The organism is Aliikangiella maris (assembly GCF_040719265.1).
GTDB lineage: Bacteria > Pseudomonadota > Gammaproteobacteria > Enterobacterales > Kangiellaceae > Aliikangiella > Aliikangiella maris.
This window is the reverse complement of the sequence record NZ_JBFDAH010000010.1, coordinates 57,797-72,546: the sequence shown is the minus strand read 5'-3', so window position 1 is coordinate 72,546 and position 14,750 is coordinate 57,797. Positions and strand designations below refer to the sequence as shown.

Below are 14,750 nucleotides of genomic sequence, written 5' to 3'. Positions count from 1 at the left end.
AGATTCAACGGTTGTTATACTGCAGAATCTCATTTAAAATTTTAGCTTTCTACTATAAAGCAAAAATAATTCATGTCGGATAATAACATTCCTGCAACCTGGATGCGTGGTGGAACCAGCAAAGGCGTCTTTTTTCTCAAATCAGATCTTCCAGAGGATCCGGATGAGCGTGATAGTATTTTACTGAAAGTAATGGGTAGTCCCGATCCTTATGGTAAACAAATTGATGGACTGGGGGGCGCGACATCAAGCACCAGTAAGATAGTCATTATTAGTCCTGCGACTAAATCGGATTGTGATGTAAACTTTTATTTTGGTGCGGTTTCAATAAATAAACCACTCATTGACTATTCCGGCACCTGCGGTAATTTGGCTTCCGCTGTCGGTATTTTTGCTATCGAACAAGGTCTGGTTAAACCAGAAAAAGATGGTTTAATACCGATTAGTGTCTGGCAGGAAAATCAGCAACAACGTTATGTGGTACATACTTGGGTTAAAGATGGTAAGCCGCTTTATCAAGGTGACTATACAATTGCTGGCGTAAATGGCAGTGCTTCTCCGGTTACGATAGAGTTTTTGCTACCAGGGTTAGGCGCCGCACATGATGTGTTGCCAACCTTTAATCCGCTTGATGTTTTAAAAGTTCCAGGTTTTGGAAAGATAGAAGCATCTTTGATTGCCGCCGGTAATCCAACCATTTTTGTGCGGGCTGCCGATTTAGATATTTCACTATGTGACATTGAGAAGCAACTCAACGCTGACAGTCAACTAGCCGAACTATTAGAGAGTATTCGTTGTATCGGTGCGGTGGCAATGAACGCTGCTCCTTCGCCTGAATATGCTCGCGAAAAACAACCTGCAACCCCCAAAATTGCCTTAATTGGCGAAGCAACTGATTTTATTTCTAGTCATGGTAAAGTTATTTCTGCCAGTGATCAGGACTTGTCAGCCCGAATTTTGTCGATGGGCGCGGTGCATCATGCATTTACCGGCACTGGTACCATTGCCGCAGGTGTGGCAGCGGCAATTCCTGATACCATAATCGCCCAGCACTTGGGAGGGGTTTTAGCTAAATCACAAAGTTTAAAGCTTGGACATCCTGGCGGGGTTATTGAAGTGAGTGCTCATGTAGTGCAAGACAATGGCTGCTGGATTGCAAAATCTGCCAGCCTAACGCGAACTGCTCGCACCTTAATGAAAGGACAAGTCTTTTATTAATTGGGTATTTTGTGAAAATGCGACTTTGCTAAAGCGATTAACAACAACGGTTTGATCGATTTGGCGTAAGTAATTTTGGTAGCAGTCTGGTAACCCATTTAGTAATACATTAATTGAAATCCAAATAAAGCCTGGCTGTTATATTGCAACTATTCGAAAACAGCTATCATCAAATGGCTCTTATCAACTAAGTTGGTTATCAGACTTGTGAATACCTGAATTCGCTGGCGTATAAGTTTTATCGCTTTTGAAGCGTATTCTGAATCATATACTGCAAAATGACTTAATACCTGGGTGACTGAAAGCGGACAGAAAGGTAAAACCTTTCATCAAGTTTGATAGACTCAATGATACACGTATAAATAGCATGGATAAGTTTTTACGATCTATTCACAAAATAAATTGATTAATGTGGTATGATGCGCGCCAGAATAAAACCAATGCCATATCACCTACCGTATATGGCCTGTATTAGTCCTTCTAGTCAAAATTATATTCATTTTATCTGGTAAAGAAAAACTGACTGAATGTTTCATTTGTGCATACATCTTCCAAATATTCACTAATTTGGTACCACCGTTGTTGCATAAAATAACAAACAGTTGGCTTTTTATATTTATTGTCGAGATAGTTAATATAAATTTATCGGTTTTTATACTGACTGACTATTTTTGAGAAGGAGGATAGAGAACTTACAGAAGATTTTAAGTCATTGAGAGTATAAACATGCTTATTGATAAAGAATTTGGTATTAAAAATATTTAATAACTCGATGATATAAGATAGTAAAGTGTATGTGGCTAAGCTGCTATCAGTACAAATGAACGATTTATTTGACAGGATTAATCTGTTGAATGAACTGTCAGGGGGTAAAGATAGCATCAGATATGCCAGGATTTTAAAAAAATATGTAAAAATGACCGCTTTAACACGATTCGGACTAGCTTTTTATGGGTACTTTTTAGTATGATGCGGCGCGAATTTGTGTGGTACAGGAGAAAGAATTGAATCAATCCGATATTGAATTACAACTTAAGGTTTGGAAAGAATTAGCAATTAATAAACAAGTGCTAATGCAAACCGCAGCAACTGCTTTAGGGCTAAAAGCAGAATGTAGCTCAGAAGAGCTTGAAAGTGCGCTTAAAGCGACTATCGAAAAAGCCAAAAAACTTGAATCTGCGCTTACCGCAGCTAATGAAAAATCAAGTGCCGAAATTACTGAACTTAAAGATCAATTAAAGCGAACCGAAGCTCAGCGTGAAGAAGAGCGTGCGGCTAAAGAATCTTTTGAGACTGAATTAAAAGCGAGTGAAGATCGCGTTGTTGCAGGTCGTCAGGCTAATGCTGATGAGCTGAAAAAAATTAAAGTTCAGTTGGCAGACAAGCAAAAAGAGCTGAAACAGATTACTAAAACACTTGCCGACACGCCTGAAAACGTCGTCAAGAAAATGAAAGCGCTGAAAAAAGAAAAAATGGATGAGGCTAATGATCGCAAGCGTGCCGAAGAAAATAGCCGTAATTTGAAGAAGGAAAAACAGCGTGTTGAGCAAGACCTGAAAGAAAGTCAGGCTTTGGTTGAGCGAGCAGGTGAATTAGTTAGCGGATACCGTGAACTGCATAAAATTGCCAATGAGCAATTTACTCAGTTAGCCGAGAAGGTTGAAGATAAGGATGCATTAACTGCATTACCTGAAGTTGATGAAGCCATTCTTGAAGCGATTGAGAACGCAAATTCTGACGAGCAGAATAAAGGCAAGTCCAAGAAATAAGTCACTGAATTTAAAAAGCCAATGAAGGATTCTCCGCTTCATTGGCTTTTTTGTTTGCCTGCAGTTTGGCAATTTGATTGGGTTTTTTCTATTTCTATACGATGTAAATATTAATCTTGCCTGTTTGAAATTGTGGGCAGTTTAGATTTTTCGTTTATCCAGTGATTCTACCTGATCTAGCGTGTGTAATAATCCTGTTTTCTCAGATTGTGCCTGAGTAACAAAACGCACGCGTTGTAGCAATCTATTATCGGTACCTCGAGCTTCCAGTAAATCGCCATATCTCTTCAACGCGGCAATTTTTCTAAGTTTCATGCCGTGTTTATTGGCAATGGCTATTGCATTTGTCAAATATCTGCCAGCATTATCAAACTGCTTTTGTTTTAGCATCAACTCACCTTTTGAGGTATAACAATCAACCTGCAGTTTATAAATCCCCATTTTTTCTGCATACTGCTGTGCTTTATTAAGCAGGCCCATGGCGGTGCCGGTATTTTCGTCGGCAGCATTGATTAAGCGTGCTTTAGAGACAAATGCATGGTGCAATATATCTTGTTGATCGGCACTGGTTGCTGTACTAATAGATTGGTTAATAAGTGACTGTGCTTTTTCTAATTGGTTTAAACTACGATATAAATCTGCAAGATGACGACGAAATATAGCTAAAGTTCGCATGTGATTTGGTTGATCGGCAAAGTAGTCGATTGCTGCTTTATAGTATTTTTGTGCGGTATTTTTACGTCCATTTAAATGATAACAAAGCCCTAAATAACCTTTGGCCCAATAAAGTGTTTGATTGGGCCGAGCCCGATTCTTGTCACTGAGCTGATTATGCATTGATAATAATACATCCAGTGCATCTTCCAGTTTACCGGCTTCAAGTCGGGCCACGGCGCGATTTAAAATAATACGCCGATAAGTTGAGGCCGCCGATTGGCTTTCGTCTTCTGATAAACATACCCATTGATCATCATTGATCTGTTCAAGTGCACTGTCAAAAAAGGTAATGGCTTCATAAAGTCTTCCCTGTAAAAAGTTGACCAGTCCTCTTTCGTTGTATAACCAGGCAATTTCTGTTCGATAGAAAGGTTTTTGAATTTTAAATTGTTTAATAAATTTTCTGATATTCTCGAATTTTTTCGCCTGCTCGTTTTTTAATTTTAAATCTTTAACGATTTCGTCAATATCATGCTGGCCAGAATTGAATATTTTGTCGATTGCATCGTCAAAATGGTCATTCGCGACTGCTGCATTAAGTAAACCACGAATCCAGCTACGATAATTATCAAATGGTTTGCGGGTTTCGCCACCCAAGTCCAACTCGTCACTTTCTTCGTGAAACAGGCGAGATATTACGCCGATAGAAAAAGAACCCGAAACCAGATTAAAACCTGCCCGCAGTTTATGGGTAGCAATATGCAGCGTGTCATATTCTAAAATCTTTTTTATGCTGTCTTTGGCTGCTTGTGTTAATTGTTCTTTTTCCTGCTTGTCTAACTCTTTACCTTTTTGCCTCTGTTGCTTTTTATTGAGTTTTATCCATCGATAGACAGGATTAAAATAGTTAAAAGAAAACTCGATAATATTTTGCAAAACACGTCCGACTTCTCGGTAATCAAGCGCAGAGGGGCTGGGTAAATTAACTGGTTGTGAAATATAAAGTGAGACGTCGAAAAAAGAATGCTCGCCATGATCAAAAGCGGCATAGCGCATTCGTTTTGCCAGGTGTTCTCTTATTGTCGAATGCAGTGTGTAACGTTTATATTTAAATGGTGCTTTAACTTCTATCGGCTGAAACTTGAATGTTGATGGTTCATTTGAAATTTCTGTATTTCTGATTTCACCAACACCGTCATCATGAATGGGAATAATTAATCGCTTTTCTTCTAAGGTGATGAGGACCTTGCGATACAAATAGTCAGACAGTATTGCCGGAGTAATTAGTGATTGCTTTTCCTCAAACTGGGGGTATTCTCTTAAATAGAGTTTGCTCAAACTATTGCGGATTGCTGGAAAATCAGCAAGAACCGCGCGTTGAATGGGCAGTGAAAATAGCACTAGTCGCCTTAATACCAGTGCGGTCAGATTAGCCCATTCGGAACCAAATTGTTGTCGATCATTTTCGTAGTAATAACGTAAAATGGTATCTAGCGCCCCATTTTGTCGATCACGATTGATTAAAAAGTTGAGTTTTTCAAAGATACTCTGATAACTTTTCGTTCCATTTTGATTAATGACGTTGCTGATGAATTGGCACAATAGTTGTCCGATAAATATTTGCTGACTTGCTAACTGTCGAATAAATTGATAGTACCTCATGATTTCGTTTACTTTTTTTCTTTGTGTATCATCTAAAATAGTTTCGTTGACGATATCTTCCATTGTCAATACGGGATCATTAAGTTGATACCAATGTAATAGTGGTGCCGTTTGTGGATTCAGTAATTCGCCAGATATATTTTTTTCAGTACGCTGTTCTGAATGATATCCAGAGTCAATGTTGTCTAAATCATATTGACTCAAATATCGAATTGGACATTCTTGTTGACCAGAAATTAATACAATATCAAAGGGAGGTGTTCGTTTAAATAAATTTTCTGTTACGTGAACTTTACCCGAATCAGTTAAAATTCTAAAAAATGCGCGATGTAATGCATTATAACCATTACCTGAGTGATTGGTGATTCGATCGAGTCCGCTTAAACAAATGAATAGTCGATCAGTGGATTGATTAGCATGATTACTATATTGGGCAATATAGCGTTTAAGGAGTTCTAGTCGACTAATATTATTGAATTGACCGCCTAAGAGACTACTTTGAAGTTCATGGCTAAATGGATCTTGTTCGGCCAATCGACTCTTACCATTTTGACCTAATACTTCTGCTAATCGTCCTGCAATAAATCGTATAAATGATGAAATGACCGAGTTAAATTCGGTGGAATAATGAGTATCAACAAAAAATGCAGCCCGATAATGTTGATGTTGAAAATGGCCATTTATTGAGGGTAAAAAATGACTGTGAGACTTTTGCAGTTCCTTGATTAAACTACCTTTGCCGATTCCCTTTCGACCACAAATTCGAATAATGCGTCGACCTGAATCACTTAAATTATCAATTAATGGGCAAGGTTCTTTCTCTAATTTAGCTTTTTCGATAATTACTTTTAACTTTTTTAACGTTGGGTTATTTAATGCTGTCTTGCCATCAAATTTTTTTTCATCTTTTTCATCATGTTTTTTTTTCGGACTGTAAATGCGTTGTCTGATCCAAAGTACATAGTTATTTTCCCCCCAATTACGTAATAAACCGTATTTATCCTTTGGTTTTTGCTTCCAGTCGTTAAACCATTTTTGCTGAGTCGTTTCCCTTTTTTCTATGTTTTTAATAAAAGCTTTTGATTGCTCTAACATTATTTGTCGATTAACAACCATTAAACTTAGCAATTCCTTAACTCTGTGCTTACTTCGTTTTCGTTTTATTACTTCTATGATTGCATTTTGTTTTTTGGATAGTTCGCTTTTTGCTATTTCATTCGGATAAAACAATGTTTTTACACCAAACTGTATTTTTAAACGAGTTGATGTTTTTTCATTTTTGGCATTTTCATCTAATATTTTTTTGTTTTCGCTACCATCGAAAGTGTCATAACTTAGCTCGGCAATAATACCATCCTGGTGATCCATGAAGCGTTTACCTTCTGATATGAATTGGCGCATTGGGCGAAATAAGTCGGCTTCATTCATGCCAATACCCAAAAATAAAACATCATTACCAGCAAATAGAGTTCGCATTCCTTCATCGAATGTCTGGCGAATTTGATTATTTTTTACATAACGCTGTTGATAGTCATATTCAGTAATGATTAAATCTTCTTCACAATCTACTCGACCATGCAAATGGAATACATAGGCATCATGATGACTGGCTAATGCTGCAAAATCGATTAAATCACTGGCACTTTGATTATTCGGGGTTACCGAATAGAAGCGATCACCATAGCCATCAAGTGCAGAATGGTTTCGTTCAATTGCGGATTCGTCAGTATGCTCTGGATCCACAAACCAAGGCTCCGTGTGAAAACTACGTTCTTCCTTAAAATAGTGTTCGAATTCTAAGTCATAATTGAGCGTCAATATTCGCCGAATACCTAATGTTTCGATAATATATTTGATAGGATGCGGCCAGTTTTGATCTTTCTTTCGGATCGCTGAAAACTGTGCTTCCTCAATAAACTGCTTAATATACCAAGGAATTTTTTCCCCTTTGCTTTTGATTAGTAGACAAAACAGTAATGGAAAAGATTTATTATTATCTTTAGCAATTGAGGACTTAAGTAGTTCCCATATTTTGATATGAATTGTCGTTAAGTACCCCTTTGTTTTTAAATGACTATTGAGCTTCTCAAATAGTTTACGCTCAAAAAAAGTTTTAATTTTATCAATGCTGTTTTTGTTTGTTTTACTATTTAATTGGCTAAGAAAATAATCTGCCGCTTCATCAATATGTTGTATTTGATAGTCTGATGATAAAACGCTCTTAAAAAACTCATGTAAATCTTTACGCCATTTTTGATAAAGTGAATTCTCTCCATCGCCTTGCAGTAGTTTTAAACGATATTCAAATTGCAGAAGATAAGAAGCTTGCATAATTTGTTGCGTTTGCTGTTTAACAAAACGAGGTTTATCCAGGGCTGCTGCCAGTTCGGAACACAGTTCTAATAACGCAGTATCAACGGAAAAGTCTCTATCAATAGTTGGGGAGATTGAATATTCACTATCCGTTTTAGACGTTTCATTGGGAAGCTCTTGTCCACAGGCTTGTGCCAGACTGCGGTAAAGATCATCGATATGGGATTTATTGATAAATGAATTTTTATTTTTCGGTGTGTTGCGATACAAATCGTCCACAGCCATAACAATTAATCGACAAAATTCACCCCAGGTTAAGCGCCCATATGCGGTGGTAACTCCCGAACCAATAAAGCCAACAACCCGTTTTAAATTTAATGCGCGATAGAGTTCCTGTTCACCCCAGTATTGAATGCGTTCGCTGGTGGTACAGAGTTTTTTATAAGGTTTTTTATGTGTCCACATCATTATCTCCTTATGAGTAGCTAAAGATTGAGCAATCCTTCTCGATTGTATGGGGCTGATTTTTTGCTGTAAAGTCTGCTAATGGGGTAAAATGAGATATTAATACAGATTATTGACGGCGAGATCTTTCATACCAGCTTTGCCAACCAATAGGAAAAATGATTAATAAAATACCAACTATGGTCCACATATCGATTGCTTCGTCAAATAAGAGCCAACCAAACAGCGCAGCAAAAATCAATCCTGAATATTCAGCAACAACTATGGCGCCTGCCTCGGCTTTTTGGTAAGCAATAATACAACAGGCTTGATAGACACCTAAAAATAAGCAACTGATTAATGCCAACAATAAAATATCTTGGGTAATGGGTTGCCAATAAAATATAGCAATACAGCCTGTGATTGGAATCGTGAAGATATTACTCCAAACCAGTGTACTTAGCGTGCTGGTGTCAGGGGGTAACCAGCGTACAGATAGGTTATAACCGGCTACCGCAAGCGCTGTAACGGTAGCGACTAAACCAATTAAATTAAAATGTTCAGGTTTGAGCGCAATTATAACGCCGGCAAAACCCGCCAGTGTCACCATGATGCGGTGTTTGGGCATGGCTTCTTTTAGCAAGAGATTGGCTAATAGTAACGTAAATAAAGGAGCAGAGTAGAAGAAAACATTTGCGGTGGCTAATGGAAGATAGAGTACGGCAATGACTGCTGTAGGTGCGCCAATGTTCGTTAACAGCGCGCGAGTAAAGTAAACTTTGGGAGCAACTGCTTGGCGTCTTTCTGTTGGTAATTTAAGCCAGAATGGCAGTAGTAAAAGTAACATGATTCCTTGGCGTAAAAGAACATACTGAAAAATGCTACCGCTACTGGCAAAGACTTTTACGGCAATATCAACAAAGGTGGCAAACAGATTGCCTAGTATTAATACTAAAAATGCCAGAATGATGTAGTTGTGGGTTAGTTTCATTGAAATTAACGGCTCTGATCAATTAATGACTAGTCTGTTGAGAGAGTATCTATTAAGAGAATATCTATTAAGAGAATATCTATTAAGGGAATATCATTAACTGGCTATTTTAACCTTGTAAGCTTAGCTTTCTTTATTGAAAAACACTCAAATGATCAGTGAAAATATGGTGAGTGGTTTATCTGTCATGTCAACTCGGCTTTATTGTTTTTTGCTGGTCGCTCCATGCCGATATGCGGGATACCATCTTCTAAATATTCATCCGTAACAATGCTATATCCATGTTGCTGATAAAATTTTGCCAAATGAGACTGTGCGGAAATATGGCAAATATGTTCTGGCCATTTTTCATCAAGAAACTGAGTGGCGCGACTTAACAGTTGGTGGCCTAACTGTTGTCCGCGAAAATCGGGATGGATAACGACTCGGCCAAGCGCACTCATATTCGGATAACTAGTATCGACGGCCAGCAAGCGTAGGTAAGCCATTACAAGTTGATTCGATGTGGCAAATAAATGGTAAGTTTCAGGTAAAATATCTAGTCCGTCTAAATCTGGATACACACAGTCTTGTTCAACCACAAAAATATCTGAACGCAGTTTATAAATATAATAAAGTTCTAATGTGGTTAACTCGGTAAATTTTTTTAATTGCCACGGCATAGGATTATTGTTCTCCACCATATTCATTAATACTCTCAGATAAACTAGCCGTTAGTAAGTGTGCGCTATTCTACTTAATCTATAGAAGAAATAGAATACTGGCGGTTTTAATTAAAAATTAAACACTAGAGCCTGTTATCTTGGAGGTAAATCTGAGGGTAAAGACCTGAAAGACTAGCCGCCAATTTCGACCGGACGGTTTAAACGCACCATCCGGTCTCATCGACTGAAATCTAATATTAAATTTTAATATTAGATTTTGCAGCCGGTTTCATCACATGAATTTTCGGCTGTCTGAATAGGAGGTTCTCCTGCTTTATCCATTGCCCAGGCTAAGGCTTTGGTTAAATGATCTAACGGGGCAAAGCCTGATACCAGGCTATAGCCTTGATTATCTTTGACATAAAGGATGGCTGGGAAACCTCTCACGCCCATTTGACTTGCCATAGCATATTCATCTTGGGTTGCTTGCTGACTGGCATTATCTGCGTAAGCTTGTAAAAAATCATCTTTGACAATGCCAAATTCTGTGGCAATTGTTGCGAGCACTTGCTCGTCAGTAGGATCTTGACCTTCAACAAAGGTAGCAACTTGTAGTTGGTGCATATATTCACGCATGGTTTGTTCGTTACTAAGTGATTTAACAATAACCGTTGCGCGTGCACTGGGTTGAGTATCATATTTAAACCCAGGAGTGGCTAATAGATTCCAGAATGCTTCGCTGAAAGTTTGTCCGGTTAATTCGGTCACTTTGACTGAGGCATTTTTCAAATAGTCTCTAAATGCTGGATCGGCAATTCGAGCGCGTTCAGCAGGAAATAACCCGCCATTAATGGTTATCTTCTCCATGTTTTCGGGTAGCGTGGCATAAAATTGTGTTAGGGTTGGGGCGATTCCGTAGCACCAAAGACATAGCGGATCAGTAACATAAATGAGTTGTGACTGTGACATTTTCCTTCCAGTATTTAATGAGTTTATCTTGAACGATCTTCGGTACTATTTTAGCGAATAGTTTGGGCAATAGACTAATTCTGAGAGGATCTTTTAACTATTTGAAAATAAGGCAGAGTTTCGCTATTCGATATTCATGCTAAAACAAAATTAAATGCAATAAAGCGGATTTAAAACATAAAATATATAGAATTTTTGTGTATTTGTTGGATTTATTAATTGGTAGGCAAGCTGGCAATTTGCTAGACAGTCTTGCAATGGCCAAGTTTTAATAAAGTGGACTTTTACTGCTTGAATTTTGTACATGTAATGACATTTTGTTAAATCATAATAGAAACATTCTCTTTGCAAAAAGCGGATGATATTGCTACTCCTTTGGTGGCGAGTCGCTTAAGGGAGCCCGCTTTCACGATTTATCGCAAACCGCATAACGACCAGATCGATAGCGGTTTTTAGATAAAGGGACGTTAACGAGTGTTAATTTGCGTTAGTCGGCTTTGCCTGATACTTCAATTGACCACCAACCCAGGTTTGCAATACTCGTGTTTGCCAGATTTGGTCGGCCGATACTTTCAAAATATTTTGGTCAATAAGGATAAAGTCAGCCCATTTGCCTGCTTCAAGTGAACCGAGTGTGTTTTCCTGATGGGCTGCGTAGGCGGCATTGAGAGTAAAACTTTTAATTGCTTGATAGCGAGTCATTTTATCATAAGGTAGCCAGCCGCCTTCGGGTTGATTGCTGTGATCTTTACGGGTTATTGCGGCATGAAGACCGTGAAATGGGTTGGCCAGTTCTACCGGAAAATCTGAGCCTGCGGCAATGATTGTTCCTTGCTGTATAAATTTTTGCCAAGCATACGCGCCTTTTAATCGTGCAATACCGAGGCGATCGCCAGCCATGTTCTTATCGCTAGTGGCATGAACTGGTTGCATAGAAGCGATAATATCCAACGTTTTAAAGCGAGGAATATCTTTCAGTGACACCACTTGAGCGTGTTCAATTCGGTTGCGAAGCGCTTTTCCACCTACTTGCTTAAATGCTGTTTCGAAGGTATCCAAAACAAGACGATTCCCCCGGTCGCCAATAGCATGAATATTAACTTGAAATCCTTTACTGAGGATTAAGTTCACCAAATTCTGTAACTCGTCTGGTTGAGTTACTAGCAAACCTTTATTGTCCTTATCATCCGAATATGGGGCAAGTAAGGCTGCACCCCGACTCCCCAGCGCACCATCAGCGTATAGTTTAACACTGCGGATTGATAGAAAATCGTTATCATCTTTAATGATACCTTGATTTAGCCATTGCTTCAGGTGACGGTCTGCACCGCTTAACATACCATAAATTCGAATAGGTAATTGGTGCTTGTGACTGCGCTCTTGATAACTGTCAATATCCGCTTGATTAATACCAGCATCGTGTACGCTTACAATACCGAGAGATAATAAGTGGGCAAATGCTTTATCAAATGCATATTCACGCTCAATTTTAGATGGCGCAGGTATTTTATTGACCACCAGTCCAATTGCATTATCGATGAGTACGCCGGTCGGTTTTCCATTTTTATCACGAACAATTTTTCCGCCTTCTGGATCAGGAGTTTGATGGTTGATTCCCGCTAATTTTAAAGCTTGACTATTGGCCCATGCCGCATGTCCATCAACTCGAGTCAGTAAAATGGGGCGTTTAATGCCGGTTTTGTCCAGACTTCGCTTGTTGGGAAATTGTCTTTCAGACCAAAGTACCTGATTCCAGCCGCGCCCTAAAATCCAGGCTGATTTAGTATTGTGTCGAGCAAATTCAACAACGCGTTCTACCGCTTGTTGTTCTGATTGTGTGCCGCGTAAATTGGCACGCGACATTTCCTGGCCTAAACCCGCAATGTGTCCGTGGGCATCAATTAGCCCTGGTAGCAAGGTTTTACCTTGGCCATCAATCTGCTGGCATGAGGAGGGGATAGTGGGCAATGTGTCGCTCCGGCCAATTACTTTACCCGATTCAAACGCTAACCAGTTGAATTGTTCTAACGATGGTTTATTGGCAACTGGTGTATATCCTTTAATATTATTTATGACCAGACATTGGCTGATTGCACTGGTTGTAAATGATAAAAGTAAAATGAACGTGGTAATTTTTGTAATTTTTCGTTTCATTGTTATACCTCTGCCTGATAGCGTATCCATAAGTTTTAGCCTGCGATATGTGACTAAGTCTAAAATGATTTGTTGTACGGGGTAAAGGTCCAATTGATACTATCGTTTGATTTTTCTGGTTTTTTATCGCTAGTTCGATACTGGACAGGTGTTTTAATTGAATGGGTTGCTGGAATCCGAGTTTTTCCTGTGACTATGCTTGTACGCTAGCCTTCTTTTGTGGAATGACTAGGCTAATTTGTTTGGCCTTGTTCAACATTGAATGAGGGGCTGGTCAGTAAATGAAAAAGATATGATAAGATGACTTTGAAAATTACTGAATTTAATTCTCAGATGTAAGTTAATTGACAAGCATCATTATTTAAAATTGCAACCAGAATAACCAGACTAAATTGCCACAAGAGGCTTCACAGCAAAAGTTAGTTGAAGCCGAAAAAAGGCAGTGGCCAGCAAATATAAGTCAGTATTCAAGAGAGAGCTGTATGACGATTTCACAAGATGATTTAGCATTTGACCGACAACATATCTGGCACCCATATACCAATTTAACTCAACCTGGGCCCGTATTTGGCGTCAGTTCAGCAGAAGGTGTTTATATTCATTTAGCAGATGGCCGTCGATTAGTTGATGGGATGGCGTCTTGGTGGTCGGTAATACATGGGTATAACCACCCTTATTTAAATGCAGCCATTCAATCGCAAGTGACGCAAATGTCGCATGTGATGTTTGGTGGTTTGACTCATCAACCTGCGATTGATTTGTCAAAACAGCTCCTTGATATGACCGATGAAGCGCTCGATGCGGTATTTTTAGCAGACTCTGGATCTGTTGCCGTAGAAGTTGCATTAAAAATGGCACTCCAATATTGGGTGGCTAAGGGAATTTCACACAAAAAGCAATTTATCGCATTTCGTCATGCATATCATGGCGACACTTTTGGAGCGATGTCTGTGTGCGATCCGGTCAATGGTATGCATAGTATGTTCAGTGGTTTTTTACCGCAACATCACTTTGTTGATGCGCCTCCTGCCGGGGATGATGATAACTGGCAAGCCTCACATATTGAACCTCTGCGCCAAACACTTGAACAGAATCATCAAAATACTGCGGCGGTAATTATTGAGCCTCTGGTACAAGGTGCTGGGGGGATGCGGTTTTATGCGGCCGAATACTTACGCCAATTGCATCAGCTTTGCCAACAATTTGATGTTTTACTGATATTTGATGAAATTGCAACTGGGTTTGGCCGGACGGGAGAAATGTTTGCTTATCAATCAGCAATGGTTGTGCCTGATATATTATGTGTGGGTAAAGCAATCACCGGTGGGTATATGTCACTCGCAGCAACATTAACCACCAGAAAAATAGCGGATATTATCGGTTCTTTTGAGGGTGGTAATTTAATGCATGGCCCAACATTTATGGCTAACCCTTTGTCATGTCGAGTCGCTGTGGCCAGTCTTGAATTGCTACTTCGTTCTAACTGGCAACAAAAAGTGAAATCTATTGCTGAGCAATTGACCGCTGAATTGGCTGAATGTCGGCAATATCAAGGCGTTGTTGATGTGCGGGTAAAAGGCGCTATCGGAGTCGTTGAATTAATAAAGCCGGTTAATATGCATAAAATTCAGCCACAATTTGTTGATTTAGGGGTTTGGATCAGACCATTCGGCCGATTAGTGTATATAATGCCTCCTTACATCATTGAACCACCACAATTGACTCTTTTATGTGATGCAATTAAAACCGTTACTAAACAATTATAATATTATTTTGTATAACTGTTTGATTTTAAAATAGTATTATTGAAAGCTCAAAAATCAAAAATGGTATCATTGATGTATTTGAAAAGATATCTGATAATGAACGTTGTTTTTGAGATTTGAATTTAATGTAAATATCATCTTGTTTTCAGAAACATCTTTTGGT

8 protein-coding genes are annotated in these 14,750 nt (G+C 38.9%); 3 read left to right on the top strand and 5 right to left on the bottom strand.

All coding sequences use genetic code 11. From position 1 onward, the window contains the following. The first annotated feature begins 72 nt into the window (after window positions 1–72). Both ABVT42_RS11255 and ABVT42_RS11250 read left to right on the top strand, forming a co-directional pair. Window positions 73–1,218, top strand: coding sequence for a 2-methylaconitate cis-trans isomerase PrpF family protein (locus ABVT42_RS11255; RefSeq protein WP_353895691.1), 1,146 nt, complete (start codon window positions 73–75; stop codon window positions 1,216–1,218). 1,004 nt (window positions 1,219–2,222) lie between these two features. Beyond that, window positions 2,223–2,987 carry a coiled-coil domain-containing protein gene (locus ABVT42_RS11250; RefSeq protein WP_353895692.1) on the top strand — a complete coding sequence of 255 codons (765 nt, stop codon included), beginning with the start codon at window positions 2,223–2,225 and terminating at the stop codon, window positions 2,985–2,987. 141 nt (window positions 2,988–3,128) lie between these two features. Here ABVT42_RS11250 and ABVT42_RS11245 read toward each other — a convergent pair whose 3' ends face one another. The 5 genes from ABVT42_RS11245 to ABVT42_RS11225 form a co-directional block, all read right to left on the bottom strand. Further along, window positions 3,129–8,084, bottom strand: coding sequence for an SIR2 family protein (locus ABVT42_RS11245; RefSeq protein WP_353895693.1), 4,956 nt, complete (start codon window positions 8,082–8,084; stop codon window positions 3,129–3,131). A 109-nt stretch (window positions 8,085–8,193) separates the two neighbouring features. Beyond that, complete coding sequence (locus tag ABVT42_RS11240; protein WP_353895694.1) at window positions 8,194–9,054, bottom strand: DMT family transporter; 861 nt, start codon at window positions 9,052–9,054, stop codon at window positions 8,194–8,196. Between the two features lie 185 nt (window positions 9,055–9,239). Then, window positions 9,240–9,743, bottom strand: coding sequence for a GNAT family N-acetyltransferase (locus ABVT42_RS11235; protein WP_353895695.1), 504 nt, complete (start codon window positions 9,741–9,743; stop codon window positions 9,240–9,242). Window positions 9,744–9,968: 225 nt separating this feature from the next. After that, on the bottom strand, window positions 9,969–10,667 hold the full coding sequence (locus tag ABVT42_RS11230) for a DsbA family protein (RefSeq protein WP_353895696.1): 699 nt from the start codon (window positions 10,665–10,667) through the stop codon (window positions 9,969–9,971). Between the two features lie 477 nt (window positions 10,668–11,144). Then, window positions 11,145–12,821, bottom strand: a complete 1,677-nt coding sequence (locus tag ABVT42_RS11225; RefSeq protein WP_353895697.1) for an amidohydrolase — start codon at window positions 12,819–12,821, stop codon at window positions 11,145–11,147. Window positions 12,822–13,303: 482 nt separating this feature from the next. Here ABVT42_RS11225 and bioA point away from each other — a divergent pair, with 482 nt between their 5' ends. Then, entirely contained in the window at window positions 13,304–14,587 is a 1,284-nt protein-coding gene (gene bioA, locus ABVT42_RS11220; RefSeq protein WP_353895698.1) for an adenosylmethionine--8-amino-7-oxononanoate transaminase, read from the top strand. Window positions 14,588–14,750: the final 163 nt, after the last annotated feature.

What these genes read in the sequence shown, in the direction of transcription:
- ABVT42_RS11255 (WP_353895691.1), top strand. Translation starts at nt 73, where the DNA reads ATGTCGGATAATAACATTCCTGCAACCTGGATGCGTGGTGGAACCAGC.
- ABVT42_RS11245 (WP_353895693.1), bottom strand. Translation starts at nt 8,084, where the DNA reads ATGTGGACACATAAAAAACCTTATAAAAAACTCTGTACCACCAGCGAA.
- ABVT42_RS11240 (WP_353895694.1), bottom strand. Translation starts at nt 9,054, where the DNA reads ATGAAACTAACCCACAACTACATCATTCTGGCATTTTTAGTATTAATA.
- ABVT42_RS11235 (WP_353895695.1), bottom strand. Translation starts at nt 9,743, where the DNA reads ATGAATATGGTGGAGAACAATAATCCTATGCCGTGGCAATTAAAAAAA.
- ABVT42_RS11230 (WP_353895696.1), bottom strand. Translation starts at nt 10,667, where the DNA reads ATGTCACAGTCACAACTCATTTATGTTACTGATCCGCTATGTCTTTGG.
- ABVT42_RS11225 (WP_353895697.1), bottom strand. Translation starts at nt 12,821, where the DNA reads ATGAAACGAAAAATTACAAAAATTACCACGTTCATTTTACTTTTATCA.
- bioA (WP_353895698.1), top strand. Translation starts at nt 13,304, where the DNA reads ATGACGATTTCACAAGATGATTTAGCATTTGACCGACAACATATCTGG.